The following is a 20,529-nucleotide window of genomic DNA, read 5'->3' on the forward strand; positions in this document are numbered from 1 at the left end:
ACGGACGCCGCATCGGCGCCCCCTCCGGAATAACCGCCGCTCAGTACGCCACAGGCCAATGCTGCGACGAAAGCAGTGGCAAGCACTGAGCGAAGCATTCGCTTGTACATAGTCGGCTTCGTCCTCACTTGATGGGTTCATCTCCCCCGCACTAAGAAGATGTCTCACCTGGGCACGCGAACACCACCGGGTCGATGCATCATGTTCCTGCACGTTCAGGAACATGGGGGGTGGAGAAATGACCACAAGCAACACAAAACCGGCACATCCTCATGGGATCACCGACCTATGCGAAGCGGGAAAGCGGCTTTACGCCAGCGCTTTGCGCTCCGGACGAATATCCCGTCCCGAGGTGGAACCGGCACCGTGCTTGGTGGATTTCGCGCTCCTGCACCCCGACCCTGACGACGCCGACTGGCTTCGCCCGGTTCCGCCGTCCGCCGCACTGGCCAAGCGCCTCCACCCCATAGAACGCGAGATCCAGGAACGCCGGCACGCCGCTGTCGAACTGACCGACTCGTTCGAGCCGTTCATGGACATCAGCGCCCAGGACCCGCCGACCACGCACGCCATCACGGTGCTCGAGGGCGTCAATCGCATCAACGCGGCGATCGACCTCGCCACCGCGGAGTGCCGCACCGAGGTACTCACCATCCAGCCCGGAGGCGGCCGGAGCGAGCACATCCTCAGCAAGGGCCTGGAACGCGGCCAGGCAGTGATAGACCGCGGCGTCAGCATCCGCACCCTCTACCAGCACACGGTCCGGCACAACCGCGGCACCTTCGTCTATGCGGAACGGCTGGCCGAAGGCAAGGTGGAAATCCGTACGCTCGAAGAGCTCATCGAGCGCCTGATCATCTTCGACGGGACTGTCGCCTTCATCCCCGCACAGGATGATCGTCAAGTCGCTCTGGAGCTCCGCCACCCAGGACTGGTCTCGTACCTGACCAAGGTCTTCGAACAGCTCTGGCAGCGCGCCGACCCACTGCTGGAAGAGATCCAGTACGACCCCGTCCCCAAGGGCATCAGTGGCGTCCAACGCTCCATCGCCCAACTCCTCGTCGAGGGACACGTCGACGACTCCATCGCTCGCCGGCTTGGAATGAACGTACGCACCTGTCGCGCGCACATCGCCAAACTGAACGCCGCCCTCGGCAGCGGCAGCCGGGCCCAACTCGGCTATCTCATAGCCCAGTCGGGAATTCTGAACCAGAACCACTGACCACGACGCGCTCCTTCCCGGACGCGGGCGGCCGCGGCCGCGACACGGGGAAGTGCGGCCACGCTTCCACTGCACAGGAGGAGTTCACCACCCGGCGGGGACAACACTCCCCCGGTGGCCACGCTTCCACCACCGTCATCTTGCTGCAGTGCACAAAAGTAGGGGATCCCGAATGAGCAGAGATGAGGAGAAACCACCGCATTCGCACGGCGAGCTGGAACTGTGCGACTCCGCGATCCTGCTCTACACCGAGGCCCTCCGCAGCGGCCGGATCGCCCGCGCCGACCTCGCACCCGCCCCATGCCTCATCGACATGTCGCTCGTCCACCCCGACCCCCGGGACGACGCGTGGATGCGCCCCGTGCCACCGTCCGCCGCCCTGGCACATCTGCTGCAGCCCGTCACCCGCGACATCCACGAACGGATACGGCGCACAGCGGCCCTCGCGGACACACTGGCTCCCCTGGCATCCGTCGCCAGCGAGGACCCCGACCACGCCATCACCGTTCTTGAGGGAAAGCCGCTGATCAGGGCAGCCATCGGTGCCGCGACGGCGGAAGCATCGGAGGAGGTGCTGACGATGCAGCCAGGCAGCACCAGACCCTTCAAGCAAATGCCGGAGGCGCTGCCCCGCGCCCTGTCCATGATCGAGCAAGGGGCCAGTCTGCGACACATCTACCAGCACTCGGCCCGGTACGCTCCCCGGCTCAAGGAATACCTGGCCCAGGTCCCCGCGGACCGTCTCCAGGTACGCACCGTCGAACAGACCGTGGAACGACTGCTCATCTTCGACCACGCGGTCGCCTTCATTCCCGCAAACGCCGAGCGGGACCTCGCCCTGGAGATCCGCCACCCCGCCCTGATCCACTTCCTGATCCAGATGTACGAGGTCCTGTGGACGCAGGCCACTCCCCTCACCCAGCAACTGCCCACATCCTCCCCCGGCACCCCCGTCACCGCCGTACAACGCAGCATCGCGCGCCTCCTGGTCGAAGGCCACGTCGACGACGCGGTGGCCCGCAAGCTGGGCATCAGCGTCCGCACATGCCGGTCCCACATCGCCAAACTCATGCAGGCACTCGACGCCTCCAGCCGGACCCAACTGGGCGCGCTCATCGTCCAGTCGGGCATCGCCGAGCCGGACGGTGCCGCCCGCACCGACGCGGAAGGCCCGCCACCCGTTTCCGGGTGACGGGCCTCGGCCGTCGTACGTGCGCCGTAACCGTGCCTATTCCTTGGGCCTCTTCGGCCGCCAGACCACCAACGCACTCGTCTGCTGCACATCCTGATACGGCACCAGATCACGCCGGTACGACGCGTGCACCTGCGCCTCGCGCTGCTGCATCGCCGCCGCCGCGCCGTCCACCGCCGCGGAGAGTTCGGCGACGCGCTGCTGGAGCGCGGCGACCTGGTTCTCCAGCTCGATGATGCGCTTGATGCCCGCCAGGTTGATGCCCTCGTCCTGCGACAGTTGCTGCACGGTGCGCAGCAGCTCGATGTCGCGGGCCGAGTAGCGCCGGCCGCGGCCGGCCGTGCGGTCCGGGGAGACCAGACCGAGGCGGTCGTACTGGCGCAGTGTCTGCGGATGCAGGCCCGAGAGCTGGGCCGCGATCGAGATCACGTACACCGGTGAGTCATCGGTCAGTTGGTACGGATTACGTCGTCGGCCGTCCACATCATGCTCCCTTCGCGGCCTGGAACAGCTCCGCCCGCGGGTCCTCCCCCGCGGTCGCCTTCCGGTAGGCCTCCAGCGCGTCCTGCGCCTCGGAACCCAGTTCCTTCGGCACGGCCACCTCGACGGTGACCAGCAGGTCGCCCCGGGTGCCGTCCTTGCGCACCGCACCCTTGCCCCGGGCGCGCATCGTACGCCCGTTGGGGGTACCGGCCGGCAGTTTCAGGGTGACCGGAGGTCCGCCGAGCGTGGGGACCTTCACCTCGCCGCCGAGCGCCGCCTCCACGAAGGTGACGGGCACGGTGACCGTGAGGTTGTCGTCCCTGCGGCCGAAGACCGGGTGGGCGTCGACATGGACGACGACGTACAGATCGCCGGCCGGGCCGCCGCGCTCGCCCGGAGCGCCCTTGCCGCGCAGCCGGATCCGCTGGCCGTCGGAGACGCCCGCCGGGATCCTGACCTGCATGGTGCGCGACGAACGCGCCCGTCCACTGCCCTTGCAGACATCGCACGGGTCCTGGGCGATGAGGCCCCGGCCCTTGCAGTCCACGCAGGGATCGGTGAGCGAGAACCCGCCGCCGCTGCCGCGCGACACCTGGCCGGTGCCGACACAGGTCGGGCAGACCCTCGGGGTGCCGTTCTTGTCGCCGGTGCCCGAACACGCCTTGCAGGGCGCCTGGCTGGACATCCGCAGCGGGACCGTGGCCCCGTCGACGGCCTCGGTGAAGCTGAGCGTCACCTCGGACTCGATGTCCTGGCCACGGCGTGGCTGCACACGCGTCCCCGCACCGCCGCCCCGGTTGAACAGGCCGCCGAAGACATCGCCGAGACCGCCGCCGCCGCCGAAACCACCGGGGCCGCCGGCTCCGCCGCCCTGGGTCCCTCCGAAGAGGTCGCCCAGGTCGAAGTTGAAGTTGCCTCCCGCACCACCGGGACCGGCCCGGAAGCCGCCGTTGCCGAAGAGGGCGCGCGCCTCGTCGTACTCCTTGCGCTTCTTGGAGTCGCCGAGGATGTCATTGGCCTCGGAGATCTCCTTGAAGCGCTCCTCCGCCTTGTCGTCGCCCTTGTTGGCGTCCGGGTGGAACTCGCGGGCGAGCTTGCGGTACGCCTTCTTGATCTCGGCGTCGGTGGCGTCCTTGGGGACGCCGAGGACCTTGTAGTAGTCCTTCTCGACGAAGTCCTTCGTGCTCATCGACGTCCCTCCTTCCGGACGATCGGCCGGGCGACCGGCCCGAGGGCCGGTCGCCGGGGCAGACGGTGGGCCCCGCGGTGGTCGGACGAAATGTCAGACCTCCTCGGTGCCACCGCTCTCCTCGTCGTCTGTCTTCTCTTCCTTCGCCGCCGCAGGGGCCGCCCCCGGCTGGGGTTCGGCCACCGCCACCCGCGCGGGGCGGATGGTGCGCTCGCCGATGCGATACCCCGGCTGGAGGATCGCCACGCAGGTCGTCTCGGTGACATCCGGCGCGTACGAGTGCATCAGCGCCTCGTGGATCGTCGGGTCGAAGGGCTCGCCCTCCTTGCCGAACTGCTGCAGGCCCAGCTTGGCGACGACCGTCTCGAGCGATTCGGCCACCGACTTGAACCCGCCCACGAGCTCGCCGTGTTCCCTGGCGCGACCGACGTCGTCGAGCACGGGCAGGAGCTCGGACAGGAGACCCGCGACAGCGATCTCCTTGACCGTGACCCGGTCCCGCTCGACGCGGCGGCGGTAGTTCTGGTACTCGGCCTGGAGCCGCTGGAGGTCGCCCGTGCGCTCGGAGAGCGCGGTGCGGACCTGGTCCAGCTGGGCGGTGAGGCCGACTGTCTGTACTGAGTCCCCGGCCGGGGACGCCCCCTCCTCCGAAGAGGGGGCGGCGTCCTTCGGCTCAGCTCCGTCAGGGGTGGCGCCGGAGGGGACGTCAGGCTTCTCCTCGAAGCCCGGAGTCTCCTCGGTCACACCGCACCGCCCTTGGCGTCCCGCTCGTCGTCCACGATCTCGGCGTCGACGACGTCGTCCGCACCGTCGGCGTGCGCCTGGCCAGGCTGCGGGTCACCCTGCGGGCCGCCCTCGGCCTGTGCGTTGGCGTACATCGCCTGGCCCAGCTTCTGCGAGACGGCCGCGACCTTCTCGGTGGCGGTACGGATCTCGGCGGTGTCCTCGCCCTTGAGCTTCTCCTTCAGCTCGGTGAGCGCGGCCTCCACCTCCGTCTTCACGTCACCGGGGACCTTGTCCTCGTTGTCCTTGAGGAACTTCTCCGTCTGGTAGACGAGCTGCTCGCCCTGGTTACGGGACTCGGCGGCCTCGCGACGGCGGTGGTCCTCCTCCGCGTACTGCTCGGCCTCCTCACGCATCCGGTTGACCTCGTCCTTCGGCAGCGAGGAGCCACCGGTGACGGTCATCTTCTGCTCCTTGCCGGTGCCGAGGTCCTTGGCGGCGACGTGCATGATGCCGTTGGCGTCGATGTCGAACGCGACCTCGATCTGCGGGACACCACGCGGGGCCGGCGGCAGACCGGTCAGCTCGAACATTCCGAGCTTCTTGTTGTACGCCGCGATCTCGCGCTCGCCCTGGTAGACCTGGATCTGCACCGACGGCTGGTTGTCCTCGGCCGTCGTGAAGATCTCGGACCGCTTGGTCGGGATCGTGGTGTTGCGCTCGATGAGCTTCGTCATGATGCCGCCCTTGGTCTCGATACCGAGGGACAGCGGCGTGACGTCGAGGAGCAGGACGTCCTTGACCTCACCCTTGAGGACACCGGCCTGGAGCGAGGCACCGATGGCGACGACCTCGTCCGGGTTCACACCCTTGTTGGCCTCCTGGCCACCGGTCAGCTCCTTGACGAGCTCGGCGACGGCCGGCATACGGGTCGAGCCACCGACGAGAACGACGTGGTCGATCTCGGAGAGCTGGATGCCCGCGTCCTTGATGACGTTGTGGAACGGGTTCTTGCAGCGCTCCAAGAGGTCCGCGGTGAGCTGCTGGAACTGGGCGCGCGTGAGCTTCTCGTCCAGGTGCAGCGGGCCCTCGGCGGATGCCGTGATGTAGGGCAGGTTGATCGTGGTCTCCGTCGAGGAGGACAGCTCGATCTTCGCCTTCTCCGCGGCCTCGCGGAGACGCTGGAGAGCCATCTTGTCCTTGGACAGGTCCACACCGTGACCGTTGGCGAACTGCTTCACCAGGTAGTCGACGACGCGCTGGTCCCAGTCGTCACCACCGAGGTGGTTGTCACCGTTGGTGGCCTTCACCTCGACGACGCCGTCACCGATCTCCAGAAGCGACACGTCGAAGGTGCCGCCACCGAGGTCGAAGACGAGGATCGTCTGGTCGTCCTTGTCGAGCCCGTACGCCAGCGCGGCGGCGGTCGGCTCGTTGACGATACGCAGGACGTTCAGGCCCGCGATCTCGCCGGCCTCCTTCGTCGCCTGGCGCTCGGAGTCGTTGAAGTACGCCGGGACGGTGATCACCGCGTCGGTGACCTTCTCGCCCAGGTACGCCTCCGCGTCACGCTTCAGCTTCTGCAGGATGAAGGCGCTCATCTGCTGCGGGTTGAAGCTCTTGCCGTCGAGGTCGATCTTCCAGTCGGTGCCCATGTGGCGCTTGACCGACCGGATGGTCCTGTCGACGTTGGTCACCGCCTGGCGCTTGGCGACCTCGCCGACCAGCACCTCGCCGTTCTTCGCGAAGGCGACGACGGACGGCGTGGTCCTGGCGCCTTCGGCGTTGGTGATGACGGTGGGCTCGCCGCCTTCGAGAACGCTGACGACGGAGTTAGTCGTGCCCAGGTCGATGCCGACCGCACGTGCCATTTCAATTCCTCCAACTGACTACTTGAGTGGATCTGACTCAAGGATGCACGACACCCGCCCCAGAGTCAACAGACCTGAGTGGGGTCGACTCAACTATCGTGCACATACCATGCGCCACCTGCGGTTTGTCCGAGATACGACGGGTACATATCCGGGCACATGTCCCGCGACGTCACCGGCGATCGAGGGTGACACCTGCCGACCCGACGGCCCGCTCACCCCGCTCCATCATCGCCGCATGGGATCGTTCTGTCACAAAATGCCGCGAGATGCACAAAACAGGCATCCGCCCCGTCCAACCCGGCAGGTGTGCACGATGCAGACGCAGATGACGGCGAAGCGCGCGCTGGATCTGGCCCTCGGCTCGGTCCTGCTCGTCCTGGCCGCCCCCCTGCTCGCCGCAGGAGCCGTCGCTCTCGCCGCACGGCGGCCCCCCGACGGCGTACTGACCCGCTCCGTGCGGATCGGCCTGGCCGGGCGGCCCTTCGTACTGCGCACCCTGCGCACCCGCCGGCTGCGCCTCGACCTGCTCTCCCGGCTGCCCCACGTCGTACGGGGAGAGCTCTCCCTCGTCGGACCGGAGCCGCTCCCCCCGGACGACGGGCGGACCGTGACCGACGGCGGAACGGCCGGCGGCGCCGGGGACGGGGCCGGCGCGCAACACTGGCGGCAGGAGCTGAGACCCGGCCTGACCGGCCTGGCCCAGATCCGCTCCCGCTCCGGGATGCCGTGGGACGAACCGGCTCTGCTCGACCAGCACTACGCCGAGCACCACTGGCTGGGACTCGATCTGGCGATCATGGCGGCGGCGGTACACATTCCGCTGCGCGCCGCGGTCCGCGGGCTCACCCACCGCGGCAAGGCACACCTGAGCGACACAGATCACCGACTGCGCGGCTACAGCGCGGCGGAATAAGTGGATAGTGTCAGCACAGACTGATTAAGTTACTGCTTAGTAATCGCTTGTACTCCGACACGTCCCACGAGTGCCGGATCCCACCCTCGCAGGCCCGAGGAGCCCCCAAATGCAACTCGCCGCGATCATCGTGTCGCTGGTGCTGACTGTGGTCGGCGTTGCGCTCATCGCCCGAGCCGTCGCGCAGATCTACCGGTTCGTCAAACTCGGACAGCCGGTCCCGGCAGGCAGCCGCACCGACAACCCGAAGCAGCGCACGATCACCCTGGCCAAGGAGTTCCTCGGCCATACCCGGATGAACCGGTGGGGGATCGTCGGCTTCGCGCACTGGTTCGTCGCCATCGGCTTCCTGACGCTGCCGCCGACGCTGCTCCAGGCGTACGGGCAGCTCTTCAAGGCCGACTGGGTGCTGCCGATCATCGGTGAATGGCTGCCGTTCGAGCTCTACATCGAGTTCATCGGCCTGATGACGACGGTCGGCATCCTTGTGCTGATCGCCATCCGGCTGCTGAACCTGCCTTCCCGGGCCGGCCGCAAGTCCCGGTTCGCGGGCTCCAAGGCCTGGCAGGCGTACTTCGTCGAGTACGTCATCCTCGTCATCGGCCTGGCGATCCTGACCCTGCGTGGTCTCGAGGGTGCGATCCACCACGTGGAGGGCTACGAAGCCGCGTACTTCGTCTCGTACCCCCTGGTCCTCGCCTTCAAGGGACTCGGGCTCGGCGCGCTCCAGAACCTCATCTACTTCACCGCGATGATCAAGATCGGCACCTCGCTGATCTGGATGATCACGGTCTCGCTCAACACCAACATGGGTGTCGCCTGGCACCGTTTCCTCGGCTTCCCGAACATCTGGTTCAAGCGGAACGCCGACGGCGCGGTCGCGCTCGGCGCGCTGCAGCCGATGACCTCCGGCGGCAAGGAGATCGACTTCGAGGACCCGGGCGAGGACGACGTCTTCGGTGTCTCCCAGGTCGAGCAGTTCTCCTGGAAGGGCATCCTCGACTTCTCCACGTGCACGGAGTGCGGTCGCTGCCAGTCGCAGTGCCCCGCCTGGAACACCGGCAAGCCGCTCTCCCCGAAGCTCCTGATCATGTCGCTGCGCGACCACGCGCACGCCAAGGCCCCGTACCTGCTCGCCGGCGGCGGCAAGGACATGGAGGGCAACGAGAAGGCGTCCGAGGAGCAGCTGAAGGACGTCCCGGCCGCGGCCCTCGCCGAGGCCGAACGCCCCCTGATCGGCACGGTCGAGGAGAACGGCGTCATCGACCCGGACGTGCTCTGGTCCTGCACCACCTGCGGTGCGTGCGTGGAGCAGTGCCCGGTCGACATCGAGCACATCGACCACATCGTCGACATGCGCCGCTACCAGGTGATGATCGAGTCCGCGTTCCCGTCCGAGGCGGGCACGATGCTCAAGAACCTGGAGAAGAAGGGCAACCCCTGGGGGCTCGCCAAGAAGCAGCGCGTCGAGTGGACCAAGGAGGTCGACTTCGAGGTCCCGATCGTCGGCAAGGACGTCGAGGACCTGTCGGAGATCGACTACCTCTACTGGGTCGGCTGCGCGGGCGCCCTGGAGGACCGGGCCAAGAAGACCACCAAGGCCTTCGCCGAGCTGCTGCACATCGCGGGCGTGAAGTTCGCGATCATGGGTGGCGACGAGAAGTGCACGGGTGACTCGGCCCGCCGCCTGGGCAACGAGCCGCTGTTCCAGCAGCTCGGCCAGGAGAACGTCGCGATGCTGAACATGGCGTTCGGCGAGGACGACGAGGACGAGACGACGAAGAAGCCCAAGTCGTCCAAGAAGATCGTCGCGACCTGCCCGCACTGCTTCAACACCATCGCGAACGAGTACCCGCAGCTCGGCGGCGAGTACGAGGTCATCCACCACACGCAGCTGCTCCAGCACCTGGTGGACGAGGGCAAGCTGATCCCGGTGACCCCGGTCGAGGGCCTGATCACGTACCACGACCCGTGCTACCTGGGCCGGCACAACAAGATCTACACGCCGCCGCGCGAGATCATCGCGAAGGTGCCGGGTCTGCGGAACGAGGAGATGCACCGACACAAGGAGCGCGGCTTCTGCTGCGGCGCCGGTGGTGCCCGGATGTGGATGGAGGAGCGGATCGGCAAGCGCATCAACAACGAGCGCGTCGACGAAGCCCTCTCCCTCAACCCGGACATCGTCTCCACCGCCTGCCCGTTCTGCCTCGTCATGCTGACCGACTCGGTCAACGGCAAGAAGAACGACGGCAAGGCGAAGGAGTCGGTCCAGGTGGTCGACGTCTCGCAGCTGCTGCTCGACTCGGTGAAGACCCCGGCGGACCCGGCCGGCGAGCCGGAGACCGAGAGTGCGCCGGAGCCGGAGCCGGTGAAGTAGCTTCCGGCCGCTGGAGGGGCTGATGGGGACTTCCCCATCAGCCCCTCCTGTCATTTCCGGCCCCTCGGCCCCCACTGCCTTCGCGTCGCTGCCAGGCGACGCTCCCGGGTGCCGTCCGTCGACGGGGAAGAGTCGGTCGACGTGGAGAGCGACGGGTTCCCCGGCGGCGAAGCCGGGGCTTTCGGGACGGTTTCGTACAGGGCGGTGCTCGGCCGGCGGCGGGAGCCTCCGGGGAGGCCCCGCCGCCGGCCCCCTCCCGCCTCAGAAATAGTTGCGACTCCCATACAACCCTCCGGCCCCACCGCGAGTCTCCTGTTCGCCAACCGCAGTGCTACACCCGGGACAACTCCCGGCAAACGCCCGCGGAACGCACCCCATTGACTGCGGATGCCCGCCAGGCATCCCCGCATGCTGCAGGAGAACCCGCATGCAGAAGCACCTGCGTATCGCCCTCGCATCGGCCGCCGCGGCCGCGCTGACGGGCGGTCTGCTCTCCCTCTCGACGGGCGTGGCCGGCGCCGCGGACTCCGTCCATCACCCCATGGCGGACTTCAACGGCGACCACATCGGTGACGTCGCCTTCTCCGCCGGCTGGGCGACCGTCGGCGGCAAGAAGGACGCCGGCCAGATCGTCGCCCTGTACGGCTCCGCGAACGGCGTGACGTCCACCGCCCGCAAGACCGTCAGCCAGAACACGACCGGCGTCCCCGGCAACGCCGAGACCGGCGACGGCTTCGGCTGGGTCAGCGCGTACGGCGACTTCAACTCCGACGGTTTCGACGACTTGGCCGTCTCCACGCGCTATGAGGACGTGGACGGCGACACCGACGGCGGCACCGTCGCGATCCTGTGGGGTTCCTCCTCGGGCCTCACCGGCGGCACGACGATCCAGGACCCGGCCGTCTCCTCGCACGACCAGTGGGGCCGCACGCTCGCCGCGGGCGACTTCGACCACGACGGCAAGGACGACCTCGCGATCGGATCCACGGCGAGCACGATCTACGTCTACAAGGGCGGCATCGCCAAGACGGGCACCTCGGGCGGCCGCTACACCGTCAAGCCGCCGATCCAGTCCGGCGGCAGCAGCGGCCCGATCAACCTCACCGCGGGCGACGTGAACGGCGACGGCGCCACCGACCTCGTGGTCGACGGCTACGAGACCACGACCGACTACGGCTGGAACACCAACTACTACGTTCCCGGCTCCGCATCCGGCCTGAACGCCTCGGCCGCGAAGGCGCTGAAGCCCGGCATCATCACCGCCATCGGCGACGTCAACGGGGACGGCTTCGGCGACATCGTGACCGGCCAGGAGTGGGACAAGCCCAAGGACGGCAGCCCGGTGCTGCCCGGCACGGTCGACGGCGGCAAGGTCAACATCACGTACGGCTCCGCGGGCGGCCCCGCCACGACCACCGCCATCAACCAGGACACCGGCAACGTTCCCGGCGGCTCCGAGCGCGGCGACTACTTCGGCGGCGAGCTGTCCCTCGGCGACATCAACGGCGACAACTTCCAGGACCTGGTCGTCGGCGCCCCGGGCGAAAACCTGGGCAAGGCCGTGGACACCGGCTCCGTGACGGTTCTGTACGGCTCCGCATCCGGCATCAACACCCAGTCCGGCGGCCAGTTCTTCGCCCAGTCCACGGCCGGCGTCCCCGGCTCGGACGAGTCGAAGGACTACTTCGGCAACGAGGTCAAGCTCACCGACGTCACCGGCGACGGCAAGGCCGACCTGACGATCGGCGCGTACGGCGAGAACGGCGGCAACGGCGCGCTGACCTACCTCCCGTCCAACGGCACCCGCATCACCACGACGGGCGCGCGCTCGCTCTCGACGACGTCGGTGGGCGTGTCCACCGACGCGTACCCGGGACTGGGCGGCAACGCAGCCAACTGACCGGCTGCTTCGCGTTGTCGGGCCCGCACCGTCGAGGTGCGGGCCCCTTCCCTGTCTGCACCCACCTCTGGAGCACCATGCGGAAGCGCACCCTTGTCCTGGCGGCAGCCATGCTCACCACCACCCTCCTCGGCTTCCCGGCGCCGGCGATCGCGGCTACCGCCAAGTACGCCGATGACTTCAACGGCGACGGCTACCGCGACCTGGTGGTGGGTGCTCCCGACGCCACCGTCTCCGGCAAGGCGGAAGCAGGTGCCGTCGTCGTCCTCTACGGCTCGGCAGCAGGTCCCAGCACGACCAAGAAGCAGCTGATCTCCCAGGCCACGGCGGGCGTGGTGGGCGCGGCGGAGGCGTACGACCGGTTCGGCGAGTCCGTGGCCTCGGCCGACCTGGACGCGGACGGCTACGCGGACCTGCTCGTCGGCTCGCCGTACGAGGATGTGAGCGAAGCACGCAACCGGGGCTCGGTCACCGTCCTCTGGGGCAGTTCCCAGGGGCTCAAGACCGGTGTCGCGCTGTCCACACCGTCCCCGGCCTTCGGCGGTGACGGCTGTTCCTTCGGGACCGGGCTCGCCGCCACCAGCCCCACCGCCACCTCTCGCGCCCTCGTATCCGTGCCCGGCTGGTGTGCCGTACGAACGCTCAGCGGACCTGTCAGCCGGACCGGGAAGCCCGCCTCGTCCGCACTGCTTGTGGACAACCCGTCCGCCGAGGACGCGCTACTGGGCGACCTGGACAACAACGGGCACCCGGACGAAGTGGAGATCTCCGTGGGCCTCGGCGACCACCCTGCGGGCGGTGTGTTCGTCAACCCCCACGACACCCAGACCTACGAGCCGCCGCTCCCCACCGACGGCGACAACGCCACCATCGGTGACGTCGACGGCGACGGGTACCGCGACCTCGTCATCGGAGATCCCGGCGACATGACCGTCGACGGCACACCCCAGCCCGGCACCGGCCACCTGGGCGGTCAGATCGCCATCTGGCCCGGGGGCGCACAGGGCATCGACCCCGCCGCCACGCCGATCCTGATCCACCAGGACACCCCCGGAGTGCCCGGAACCGCCGAGAGCGACGATTCCTTCGGCGCCGATGTGAGCGTCGCCGACATCAATCAGGACGGATACGGCGACATCGCGGTCGGCGTCCCCGGTGAGGACCTCGACGGCACCCGGGACGCGGGCAGCGTCATCGTGATCCCGGGAAGCGCGACCGGTCCCACCGGCGCGGGCTCCACCAGCATCACGCAGAACGCCGCAGGCGTACCCGGAACCTCCGAGCGCTCCGACAGGTTCGGTGCGACGGTCCGTCTCACCGACTTCACCAAGGACGGCAGGCCCGACCTAGCCGTCGGCACGCCGGGTGAATGCGCCCCCGGCGCCACCCGCTCCACCGGTGGCGTCTGGGTGTTCAAGGCCTCCTCAACGGGTCTGAACCTCGCCACGTCCTACAGCGTCATGGCCGGCTCCGTGGGTCTGCCCACGACCACGGACACCTCCTGGTCGTCCGTACTCGCTCCATGACCCCGGCACGCGGCCCGTTCCCCGGAGAAGCGACTGCCATGCGTCTTCGCACCACCACGGCCCGGCCGGCCGCCCTCGTCGCGGCCGGCCCGACCACGGTCACCCTGCCCACAACACGTGCCTCCGCCGGTACCACGAAGTACACGGACGACTTCAACGGCGACGGCTACCACGACCTCGCGGCATCAGTACTCCCGACCGCCCCGTAGACACCCCTCACTGCTGCCTCGGGACACCCCTAGGGGATGTCACAGCTCGGCCGCAAAGCCGGGCCCGATCCTCCGGGCCCGGCACCTCACTGTCCCGGACCAGGTACGTTCGATCACGTGGCTGGATTCAGGATCGGACGCGGCCGGGACAACCGCACCCCGCAGCAAGGGCAACAGCAACCGCGGCAGCAGCCGTACGGCACGCAGGCGTCACCGCCGCCGTACGGTCAGCAGCCATGGCCGCCGACGGGAGGCAACGGCGCCCCGTACACAGCCGGCCGGCCCGGCGGACATCAGGGCAACGGCGGCTACGGCGGCGCACACGGCGAACCCGAGTACTTCGGCGACCCGTACAACCAGCCCCAGTACCCCCACCGAGGCGACCCGTACGCCAACAACCCGGGTCACACCCAAGCCTTCAGCATCGACGAGGACCCGTACGGCGACGGCAACACCTACCGCGCCGGCCAGGCCCCCGCCCAGCCCGCGGGCCCCCGCCTGCACTGGAAGGATCTGCTGAGCGGCATCGTGCTGCGCCCCGGCCCGACGTTCTGGCAGATGCGTGACTACCCCGTGTGGGGTCCGGCGCTCATCGTCACGTTCCTCTACGGCCTGCTGGCACTCTTCGGCTTCGACCAGGCCCGCGACGACGCGATCCACGCGACCCTCTCCGCCGCCGTCCCGTACGTCGTCCTCACGGGCGTCGGCTTCGTCATCGGCGGCCTCGTCCTCGGCGCGGTCACCCACACCCTCGCCCGCCAGCTCGGCGGCGACGGCGCCTGGCAGCCGACGGTCGGCCTCTCCATGCTGATCATGTCGATCACCGACGCACCGCGCCTGATATTCGCGCTGTTCCTGGGCGGCGAGAACTCCCTGGTCCAGGTCCTCGGCTGGGTGACCTGGCTGGCCTCGGCCGCACTCTTCACCTCCATGGTCAGCAAGTCGCACGACCTGCCCTGGCCGAAGGCACTGGGCGCCTCCGCGATCCAGCTGATCGCACTTCTGTCGATCATCAAGCTCGGCACGATCTGACGCACCCACCCGCACCACAGAAAAGACCCCCGGCGCCACGGCACCGGGGGTCATCCACTTTCCACTGCTGCTTCCGCCTCAGGCGTCGAGAACCTGCCCACTGCGCCGCACGACGGGCTTCTCCACACTCCACGGGAAGTTGATCCAGCGATCGGTCTTCTTCCACACGTACTCGCACTTCACGAGCGAATGCGACTTCTCGTAGATGACCGCGCTGCGCACCTCGGCAACGTGATCCATGCAGAAATCACGGACCAGCTTCAGCGTCTTGCCCGTATCGGCGACATCGTCGGCGATCAGGACCTTCTTGTCCGAGAAATCAATGACATTCGGAACGGGCGCCAGCATGACCGGCATCTCCAGAGTCGTCCCGACCCCGGTGTAGAACTCCACATTCACCAGGTGGATGTTCTTGCAGTCCAGCGCATACGCCAGCCCGCCCGCGACGAAAACCCCGCCCCGCGCGATGCTGAGCACCACATCCGGCTCGTACCCGTCGTCCGCCACGGTCTGCGCGAGCTCCCGCACAGCGTGACCGAACGCCTCGTACGTCAGGTTCTCTCGTACGTCATTCATGGTCCGGCATCACACCTGAGTCCGATGGAAGTTCATGAACGAACGCGAGGCCGTCGGCCCACGCTGCCCCTGGTAGCGCGACCCGTACCGCTCCGAGCCGTACGGGAACTCCGACGGCGAACTCAGCCGGAACATGCACAGCTGCCCGATCTTCATCCCCGGCCACAGCTTGATCGGCAGCGTCGCGAGATTCGACAGCTCCAGGGTCACATGCCCGGAGAACCCGGGATCGATGAACCCCGCCGTCGAATGCGTCACCAGCCCGAGCCGGCCGAGCGAGCTCTTGCCCTCCAGCCGCGACGCGAGATCGTCGGGCAGCGAGATGACCTCGTACGTCGAGGCGAGCACGAATTCGCCGGGATGCAGGATGAACGCCTCGTCCCCGTCCGGCTCGACCGTACGGGTCAGGTCCGCCTGCTCGATGGCCGGGTCGATATGCGGATAGCGGTGGTTCTCGAACACCCGGAAGTAGCGGTCGAGCCGCACGTCGATGCTCGAGGGCTGCACCATCGACGGATCGAACGGATCAATGCGGACCCGCCCGGCGTCGATCTCGGCCCGGATGTCCTTGTCTGAGAGAAGCACGTCCCGAGGATACGCAGAACGCGCGGGCCCGCCCCAACCGGACCGCCCCGCGCGCTCTGGCACAACCGTCTGCCGACGCCTCTACCGCTCCTCGAACACCACAGGAACGGCATGCCGCAACCGGGCACAACGCGGGCAGCGAATAAGCCTCCCGGGACCGATCCGACCGGCCCCGAGCTGCTGCAGCGGGAACGAAGCGGTAGCGAAAATGTGCCCTTCGGCACAGCGGACGACGGTGCGCTCCATGGAGTCCATCAAGTCCCTTCCCCAACAAGCCTTGAACGAGAAAGCCACATTAGGGGATGAACAGGACGCCGCTCCAGGCGGCACTCCGACTACGTACGCTACGCCCCAACTACCGCCCCCGGCACCCGCATCCACACCTCGGACACCACACCCGGGCCCCGGGCTCACGCACCGAGGGCCTGCCATGGGGTAGAGTGTGCGACGATGAGCGTTGATCGACCAGCGCTCCGCGCGGGTGTAGTTTAATGGTAGAACATGAGCTTCCCAAGCTCAGAGCGCGAGTTCGATTCTCGTCACCCGCTCCATGCAAAAGCCCCAGGCCAGTGGCCGGGGGCTTCTTTGTTGTCTGGACCAGTTCAAGCGTCCCGTGCCATATCCCATGGAAGCTGGGGTGAGTGGCGGGTTGGGGGTCGCAGCCAAGTGGGGATTGCCTTCGAGCTGCAGCCCTTGTCGCCGACGACGTGATCGGGCCTGACGCCCGGGCGCTCAGTCAAGAACCGCGAGGTGGTCGGCGGCGCCTCCGCGCCACTCGATCATGAAGAGGGTGGCGTCGTCGCTGGTGCGCCCGCGCCGTTCCCACTTCAGCGTGTGGGAGAGCCGGCGCAGATCCGCCCGCAGCCCGTGCGACGGCTCCTCCCCCAGGCGGTTCACGCAGCGGATGAGGCGTTCCTCGCCGAACTGCTCCCCGTCGTTGACGTGTTCCTCGATGATGCCGTCGGTGTAGCACAGCACCCGGTCGCCTTGCTGAAGCGTGTGCTCTCTGATCCGGGGTTCTTCACCGCCGAAGCCGACGGGCAGCGTCGTCGCGCTCTCCAACTGCTGCACGACACGGCCGTCGCGGATCAGCAGCGGCGCGGGGTGGCCCGCGTTGACCAGTTGCATCGCCAAAACCCTCCGCCCGATCCACGCTCTCCTCGCCCATGGCCGGAATGCCACCTCCTTCCTGCCACCGCCGCGGTCACCGCCTCCGCACAACGTGACCGAATACGCCCGCCCGATCGGCTCATTAGCCATGGCCATGCAGGACGGAAACTGCACGCCCGCGGAGCAGATCCTCATGGGCGTGGGCATCGTCCCCGCGCCACCGAGTTGATGCGGACATGGAAGCGGCCCCAATGGTCTCGCCATCGGAGCCGACCCTTCCAGGGCGCCACACGTGAGAGTGTGCGTCCTTGCTTTTAGGATACACCGCAAATCGGACTAAAGCGGATTCGTTCCCCGTCAATTCCGTATTGCCGTGCCGCCGCCCTGCTCTGCGCCACGGGTGATGAGCATTGCTCCAGGAGTCCGGCCGGGCAGGTTGTGCGCCCCTGGAGGGTTTGTCCAGGGGCGCAGTCACCTCACGGGCGTATGGCGCTGCTTCTCAGAGGCCGCCGCCGTTGCGATACAGCCATGAGAACGAGCGGACGTCACCAAGCATTGTGACTGTTGACCTTGTGGCCCTTGTCTCCCTTATGACCCTTCGGTTCGGGAGGCCCGGAGGGTCCAGGAGGCCCGGTGGGGCCGGTCGATCCGGTCGGTCCAGGAGGCCCAGGCGGTCCCGTCATGCAGACCGCCCTCGTGATGACGTTGTGGTCCAACGTGACCGCACCATTACGCGCCAGCGCCCGGCCCTCAATCGCCGCATTGGTGTTCACCGTGATGGACTCCAAGGCCAGGATGTTGCCCGTGAAGAAGGAATTGGTGTCGATGGTGGCGTAGCTCCCCACCTGCCAGAACACGTTGCAGGCCTGCGCTCCATTGACGAGCGAGACGTTTCTCGTCGGGGCCGTGATCAGAGTGGATCCGATCTTGAAGATAAAGACGCTCGGGTCACCCTGGGCGTCGAGTGACAGTCCCGGTGAGATTCAGCGACGACGCAGCGCTGTAGACGCCGGGAGCCAGCGTCTGTCCGCCGATGTCACCCGGGGAGGTCAGGACGGTGTTGGTTGCCCTGCTGGCCGCGTCGTTGTAGGCGATGGTCAGGTCGGACTTAGCCTGAACGGCGGCGGCATCGGCGACGTGCTGCCGTGGACGACTCCGGGCGGAAAGCCCGGAGCCGAGCTCCCGGGGCTGAGTCCCAGGTCGCCGTTGACGACCGTGTTGGAGACCGGGGGGACGACCACATTGGTGACCGTTGCACCGGCCAGGACCGCGTAACTCGTGGCGGCCCCCAATCCCACGGACGCCTCAGCTGCGCTCGCAAGGTTCGAGTCTCCGCATACCGGTCGAGGTCACGTCGGAGGTCGGTCCGGAGAAAGGCCGGCAGGACCACGACCCGCTCGGCCGCTCCGACTTGGTGTCGCCAGGAGCACGACGGCCGGTGGTCAACTCGGGTGCGGCCATCCGGATGCGAATGGTCATCTCGTCTACGAGGACGGCGCCCCCTACAACATGATGCTCGGCTACGAGGTGGTCGACACCGGCGGCAAGAAGCTGGAGTGCGGGCAACAGCGACCAAGTGATTCCGGTGGCATCTGAGCCTCAGGCGTTCTGGTCTGCGGGAACCGTCAAACATCAACCGAGGCCGGACACAAGTGCCTCATCTCTGTCGAGCGTCGGTCGGCGGTTGGCGGTTTGACGTCGCGTGATGCCTGACGTCTGGCCTAGGCAGTCAGTCTTCCGGCTGGTCGAAGGTCTCCACCGCGGAGCGGAAGGTGCCCTGTTCCGACACGGCGGGGTTGATGAGGACGACAAAGTCGGAGAGAGCAGTCTCGGACGGGGTGCCATCGTCGTTGGTGCTGCCCGGTTCGTCCTCCCACGCAATCAAGTGGATCACTACCGAATAGCAGCCCACGGGCAGATCGCACCGGACGGTTCCGGGCCACGCTTCGGCGCCCACCGCCTCGATGCCGCTGAGCCACACCTGTCCCGACGAATGGAGAAGGTAGGCATCTGAGGTGACGAGGCGATGCCTGCTCTCCCGCTCTGTCAGCTGCGCAGGCAGGCCGACGCCACCTATGCGGACCAGCACCCCGAAGGCACCGTCACTTCGGATGTTGATGGGAACGAGGGCACCGGTACGGATATGCCGTTGAACGTCCTCGTCCTCGCCGAGCTGGGCGTCCCAGGTGTCGTAATCGACGATGCCGGTGAAGCGCTGGGGGTCCCACAGGGCGAGCATTCCAGCATCGGTTGCCACCGAGGACACGGTCTCGGCAGTGGGCGGTGAAGCAGTCATCGGGGAATCCTGCCATGCACGTCAACCACGACAGCGGCCCCGCCACCCACGCGCATCCAGAACAGACGCACACAGCCGAGATCAGGCAAGCGGTGTCAACTGCAGGCGTCGGCAGCGCGTGAACCCCACATTTCGTTGCCGGGTCCGTGAGCGTTGGGGCGACCACGCTCGGGTGACTACGTCGACGTGAAGTGACTCGACGTTCATCAAGTCGACGTGCGATATTCCGTAACGCATAATCTGCAATTCCTGATTCGTTACCCATGGTTGGTTAATGGCCATGAGCAACAGACTCCGCGATAACCCACATAAACGCGCACTCGAAAGAATTTCACCGAATAGCACAACCATTCACTGGTGCCCCATGTCTGATCACTGGAGTCAGCAGACTCCAGTGACTGACTGGATCGGGCGCCGCGGAGGCATGCAACAGAGCTGTCCCGTGCGCCCCTTTTTCAGACGTGGGGAAACACATGCGCATTCGTGCCTCTGTCGCCGCAGTGACAGGTGCCCTGGCCCTCTCTGCCCTCGTCGTCCCGGCGGCGCAGGCGGATGACAGCAACACCGTCTCCTCGTTCACGCAGGGCGTCGAGACCAACGCGGCGGTCGACCCGGCCGACGACGTCAGCGGAGACACCACGATCTCGAACGTGGTCGTAAACGGCGGCAAGGCCGTCATCATGGGTGCGACCACGAAGAAGACCTTCACGGTCAGCTTCACCGCCACGGACGACTCGGGCATCGAGTGGGCGACCGCGGTGCTGTGGCACGGTTCGACCTTCGACAACCTCGACGGCGGCGTGGTGCCCAACGAGGAGGAGGCCGTCTGCACCAAGGTCAACGACACGACCTCCACCTGCAAGCACACCTTCACTGTCGACGCCAACTACGACCTGCTGAACAAGCATGCCGGCGGATGGAAGGTCTGGGCGATCGCTCAGGGCACGGACGCTGACTACCTCCAGAAGGACAACGTCAAGGGCTTCAGCCTGCAGCGCATGTCGAAGCTGACGGTCAACGCATCCCCGGAGCCGGTGGTGAAGGGCAAGACCATCACGGTCACCGGCGCGTTGACCCGTGCCGACTGGGAGTCGAACAAGTACGTGGGCCTCAGCGGCCAGTCGGTGGTGCTGCAGTTCCGCAAGGCGGGCACCACCAACTACACCAACGTCAAGGGCATCAAGTCGACCACGGGCGGCGCGCTGAAGACCACGGTCACGGCGTCCACCGACGGCTATTACCGCTTCACCTACGCGGGTATCGCGTCCACCGCGACGGTCAGCGCCACGGGTGACTACGTCGACGTGAAGTAGGCCATGGCT

16 protein-coding genes, 1 tRNA gene and 2 pseudogenes are annotated in these 20,529 nt (G+C 67.4%); 10 read left to right on the top strand and 9 right to left on the bottom strand.

Annotation, left to right across the window (positions count from 1 at the left end):
* Positions 1-238 precede the first annotated feature (238 nt).
* Both OG963_RS22265 and OG963_RS22270 read left to right on the top strand, forming a co-directional pair.
* Positions 239-1,222 carry a helix-turn-helix transcriptional regulator gene (locus OG963_RS22265; RefSeq protein WP_176902173.1) on the top strand — a complete coding sequence of 328 codons (984 nt, stop codon included), beginning with the start codon at positions 239-241 and terminating at the stop codon, positions 1,220-1,222.
* Between the two features lie 172 nt (positions 1,223-1,394).
* A complete protein-coding gene (locus tag OG963_RS22270) occupies positions 1,395-2,414 on the top strand; it encodes a helix-turn-helix transcriptional regulator (protein WP_319328067.1) in 1,020 nt (339 codons plus the stop codon).
* A gap of 36 nt (positions 2,415-2,450) precedes the next feature.
* Here the strand turns inward: OG963_RS22270 and OG963_RS22275 are convergent, their stop codons facing one another.
* The 4 genes from OG963_RS22275 to dnaK all read right to left on the bottom strand — a co-directional run bounded on the left by OG963_RS22275 (position 2,451) and on the right by dnaK (position 6,680).
* On the bottom strand, positions 2,451-2,897 hold the full coding sequence (locus OG963_RS22275) for a heat shock protein transcriptional repressor HspR (protein ID WP_030929299.1): 447 nt from the start codon (positions 2,895-2,897) through the stop codon (positions 2,451-2,453).
* A 1-nt stretch (position 2,898) separates the two neighbouring features.
* On the bottom strand, positions 2,899-4,086 hold the full coding sequence (gene dnaJ / locus OG963_RS22280; protein ID WP_093773563.1) for a molecular chaperone DnaJ: 1,188 nt from the start codon (positions 4,084-4,086) through the stop codon (positions 2,899-2,901).
* A 93-nt stretch (positions 4,087-4,179) separates the two neighbouring features.
* Positions 4,180-4,830 (bottom strand): nucleotide exchange factor GrpE, encoded by a 651-nt coding sequence (gene grpE, locus OG963_RS22285; protein ID WP_093773565.1) that lies wholly within the window; start codon positions 4,828-4,830, stop codon positions 4,180-4,182.
* On the bottom strand, positions 4,827-6,680 hold the full coding sequence (gene dnaK / locus OG963_RS22290; RefSeq protein WP_093773567.1) for a molecular chaperone DnaK: 1,854 nt from the start codon (positions 6,678-6,680) through the stop codon (positions 4,827-4,829). The genes grpE and dnaK overlap by 4 nt, the downstream gene beginning before the upstream one ends.
* 316 nt (positions 6,681-6,996) lie before the next feature.
* On the opposite strand from dnaK, the gene OG963_RS22295 reads away from it, so the two are divergent.
* From OG963_RS22295 to OG963_RS22320, 6 genes are all read left to right on the top strand, one after another.
* Complete coding sequence (locus OG963_RS22295; protein ID WP_256224018.1) at positions 6,997-7,596, top strand: sugar transferase; 600 nt, start codon at positions 6,997-6,999, stop codon at positions 7,594-7,596.
* A gap of 109 nt (positions 7,597-7,705) precedes the next feature.
* Positions 7,706-9,973 (top strand): (Fe-S)-binding protein, encoded by a 2,268-nt coding sequence (locus OG963_RS22300; RefSeq protein WP_093931208.1) that lies wholly within the window; start codon positions 7,706-7,708, stop codon positions 9,971-9,973.
* 427 nt (positions 9,974-10,400) lie between these two features.
* Positions 10,401-11,873: an FG-GAP-like repeat-containing protein gene (locus tag OG963_RS22305; RefSeq protein WP_030929284.1), complete on the top strand. Its 1,473-nt coding sequence runs from the start codon at positions 10,401-10,403 to the stop codon at positions 11,871-11,873.
* Between the two features lie 77 nt (positions 11,874-11,950).
* Positions 11,951-13,399: a VCBS repeat-containing protein gene (locus OG963_RS22310; RefSeq protein ID WP_362272839.1), complete on the top strand. Its 1,449-nt coding sequence runs from the start codon at positions 11,951-11,953 to the stop codon at positions 13,397-13,399.
* 38 nt (positions 13,400-13,437) lie between these two features.
* A complete protein-coding gene (locus tag OG963_RS22315) occupies positions 13,438-13,608 on the top strand; it encodes a hypothetical protein (protein ID WP_176902174.1) in 171 nt (56 codons plus the stop codon).
* 117 nt (positions 13,609-13,725) lie between these two features.
* Positions 13,726-14,640, top strand: a complete 915-nt coding sequence (locus OG963_RS22320; protein WP_093773577.1) for a Yip1 family protein — start codon at positions 13,726-13,728, stop codon at positions 14,638-14,640.
* Positions 14,641-14,718: 78 nt separating this feature from the next.
* Here OG963_RS22320 and OG963_RS22325 read toward each other — a convergent pair whose 3' ends face one another.
* Complete coding sequence (locus OG963_RS22325; protein ID WP_030929272.1) at positions 14,719-15,216, bottom strand: phosphoribosyltransferase; 498 nt, start codon at positions 15,214-15,216, stop codon at positions 14,719-14,721.
* A gap of 9 nt (positions 15,217-15,225) precedes the next feature.
* A complete protein-coding gene (gene dcd / locus OG963_RS22330) occupies positions 15,226-15,801 on the bottom strand; it encodes a dCTP deaminase (protein WP_030929269.1) in 576 nt (191 codons plus the stop codon).
* A 477-nt stretch (positions 15,802-16,278) separates the two neighbouring features.
* On the opposite strand from dcd, the gene OG963_RS22335 reads away from it, so the two are divergent.
* A tRNA-Gly gene (locus OG963_RS22335) sits at positions 16,279-16,352 on the top strand.
* Positions 16,353-16,533: 181 nt separating this feature from the next.
* Here OG963_RS22335 and OG963_RS22340 read toward each other — a convergent pair.
* The 3 genes and pseudogenes from OG963_RS22340 to OG963_RS22350 form a co-directional block, all read right to left on the bottom strand.
* Positions 16,534-16,929, bottom strand: a pseudogene (locus OG963_RS22340) (PP2C family protein-serine/threonine phosphatase); the annotation flags it as partial.
* Positions 16,930-17,456: 527 nt separating this feature from the next.
* Positions 17,457-18,204: pseudogene (locus OG963_RS22345) on the bottom strand (ice-binding family protein).
* 436 nt (positions 18,205-18,640) lie between these two features.
* Positions 18,641-19,207 (bottom strand): hypothetical protein, encoded by a 567-nt coding sequence (locus tag OG963_RS22350; RefSeq protein ID WP_371799373.1) that lies wholly within the window; start codon positions 19,205-19,207, stop codon positions 18,641-18,643.
* Positions 19,208-19,680: 473 nt separating this feature from the next.
* Here OG963_RS22350 and OG963_RS22355 point away from each other — a divergent pair, with 473 nt between their 5' ends.
* The gene (locus tag OG963_RS22355; protein WP_319740365.1) at positions 19,681-20,520 is read left to right on the top strand and encodes a DUF5707 domain-containing protein; all 840 of its coding nucleotides are present in this window, start codon (positions 19,681-19,683) and stop codon (positions 20,518-20,520) included.
* Positions 20,521-20,529: the final 9 nt, after the last annotated feature.

The sequence above is a fragment of the Streptomyces sp. NBC_01707 genome (assembly GCF_041438805.1).
Taxonomy (GTDB): Bacteria; Actinomycetota; Actinomycetes; order Streptomycetales; family Streptomycetaceae; genus Streptomyces.

Excerpts from the sequence above, each read along its gene's own strand:
- OG963_RS22265 (WP_176902173.1), top strand. The coding sequence starts at position 239 with ATGACCACAAGCAACACAAAACCGGCACATCCTCATGGGATCACCGAC.
- OG963_RS22270 (WP_319328067.1), top strand. The coding sequence starts at position 1,395 with ATGAGCAGAGATGAGGAGAAACCACCGCATTCGCACGGCGAGCTGGAA.
- dnaJ (WP_093773563.1), bottom strand. The coding sequence starts at position 4,086 with ATGAGCACGAAGGACTTCGTCGAGAAGGACTACTACAAGGTCCTCGGC.
- dnaK (WP_093773567.1), bottom strand. The coding sequence starts at position 6,680 with ATGGCACGTGCGGTCGGCATCGACCTGGGCACGACTAACTCCGTCGTC.
- OG963_RS22295 (WP_256224018.1), top strand. The coding sequence starts at position 6,997 with ATGCAGACGCAGATGACGGCGAAGCGCGCGCTGGATCTGGCCCTCGGC.
- OG963_RS22300 (WP_093931208.1), top strand. The coding sequence starts at position 7,706 with ATGCAACTCGCCGCGATCATCGTGTCGCTGGTGCTGACTGTGGTCGGC.
- OG963_RS22305 (WP_030929284.1), top strand. The coding sequence starts at position 10,401 with ATGCAGAAGCACCTGCGTATCGCCCTCGCATCGGCCGCCGCGGCCGCG.
- OG963_RS22310 (WP_362272839.1), top strand. The coding sequence starts at position 11,951 with ATGCGGAAGCGCACCCTTGTCCTGGCGGCAGCCATGCTCACCACCACC.
- OG963_RS22315 (WP_176902174.1), top strand. The coding sequence starts at position 13,438 with ATGCGTCTTCGCACCACCACGGCCCGGCCGGCCGCCCTCGTCGCGGCC.
- OG963_RS22325 (WP_030929272.1), bottom strand. The coding sequence starts at position 15,216 with ATGAATGACGTACGAGAGAACCTGACGTACGAGGCGTTCGGTCACGCT.
- OG963_RS22350 (WP_371799373.1), bottom strand. The coding sequence starts at position 19,207 with ATGACTGCTTCACCGCCCACTGCCGAGACCGTGTCCTCGGTGGCAACC.
- OG963_RS22355 (WP_319740365.1), top strand. The coding sequence starts at position 19,681 with ATGCGCATTCGTGCCTCTGTCGCCGCAGTGACAGGTGCCCTGGCCCTC.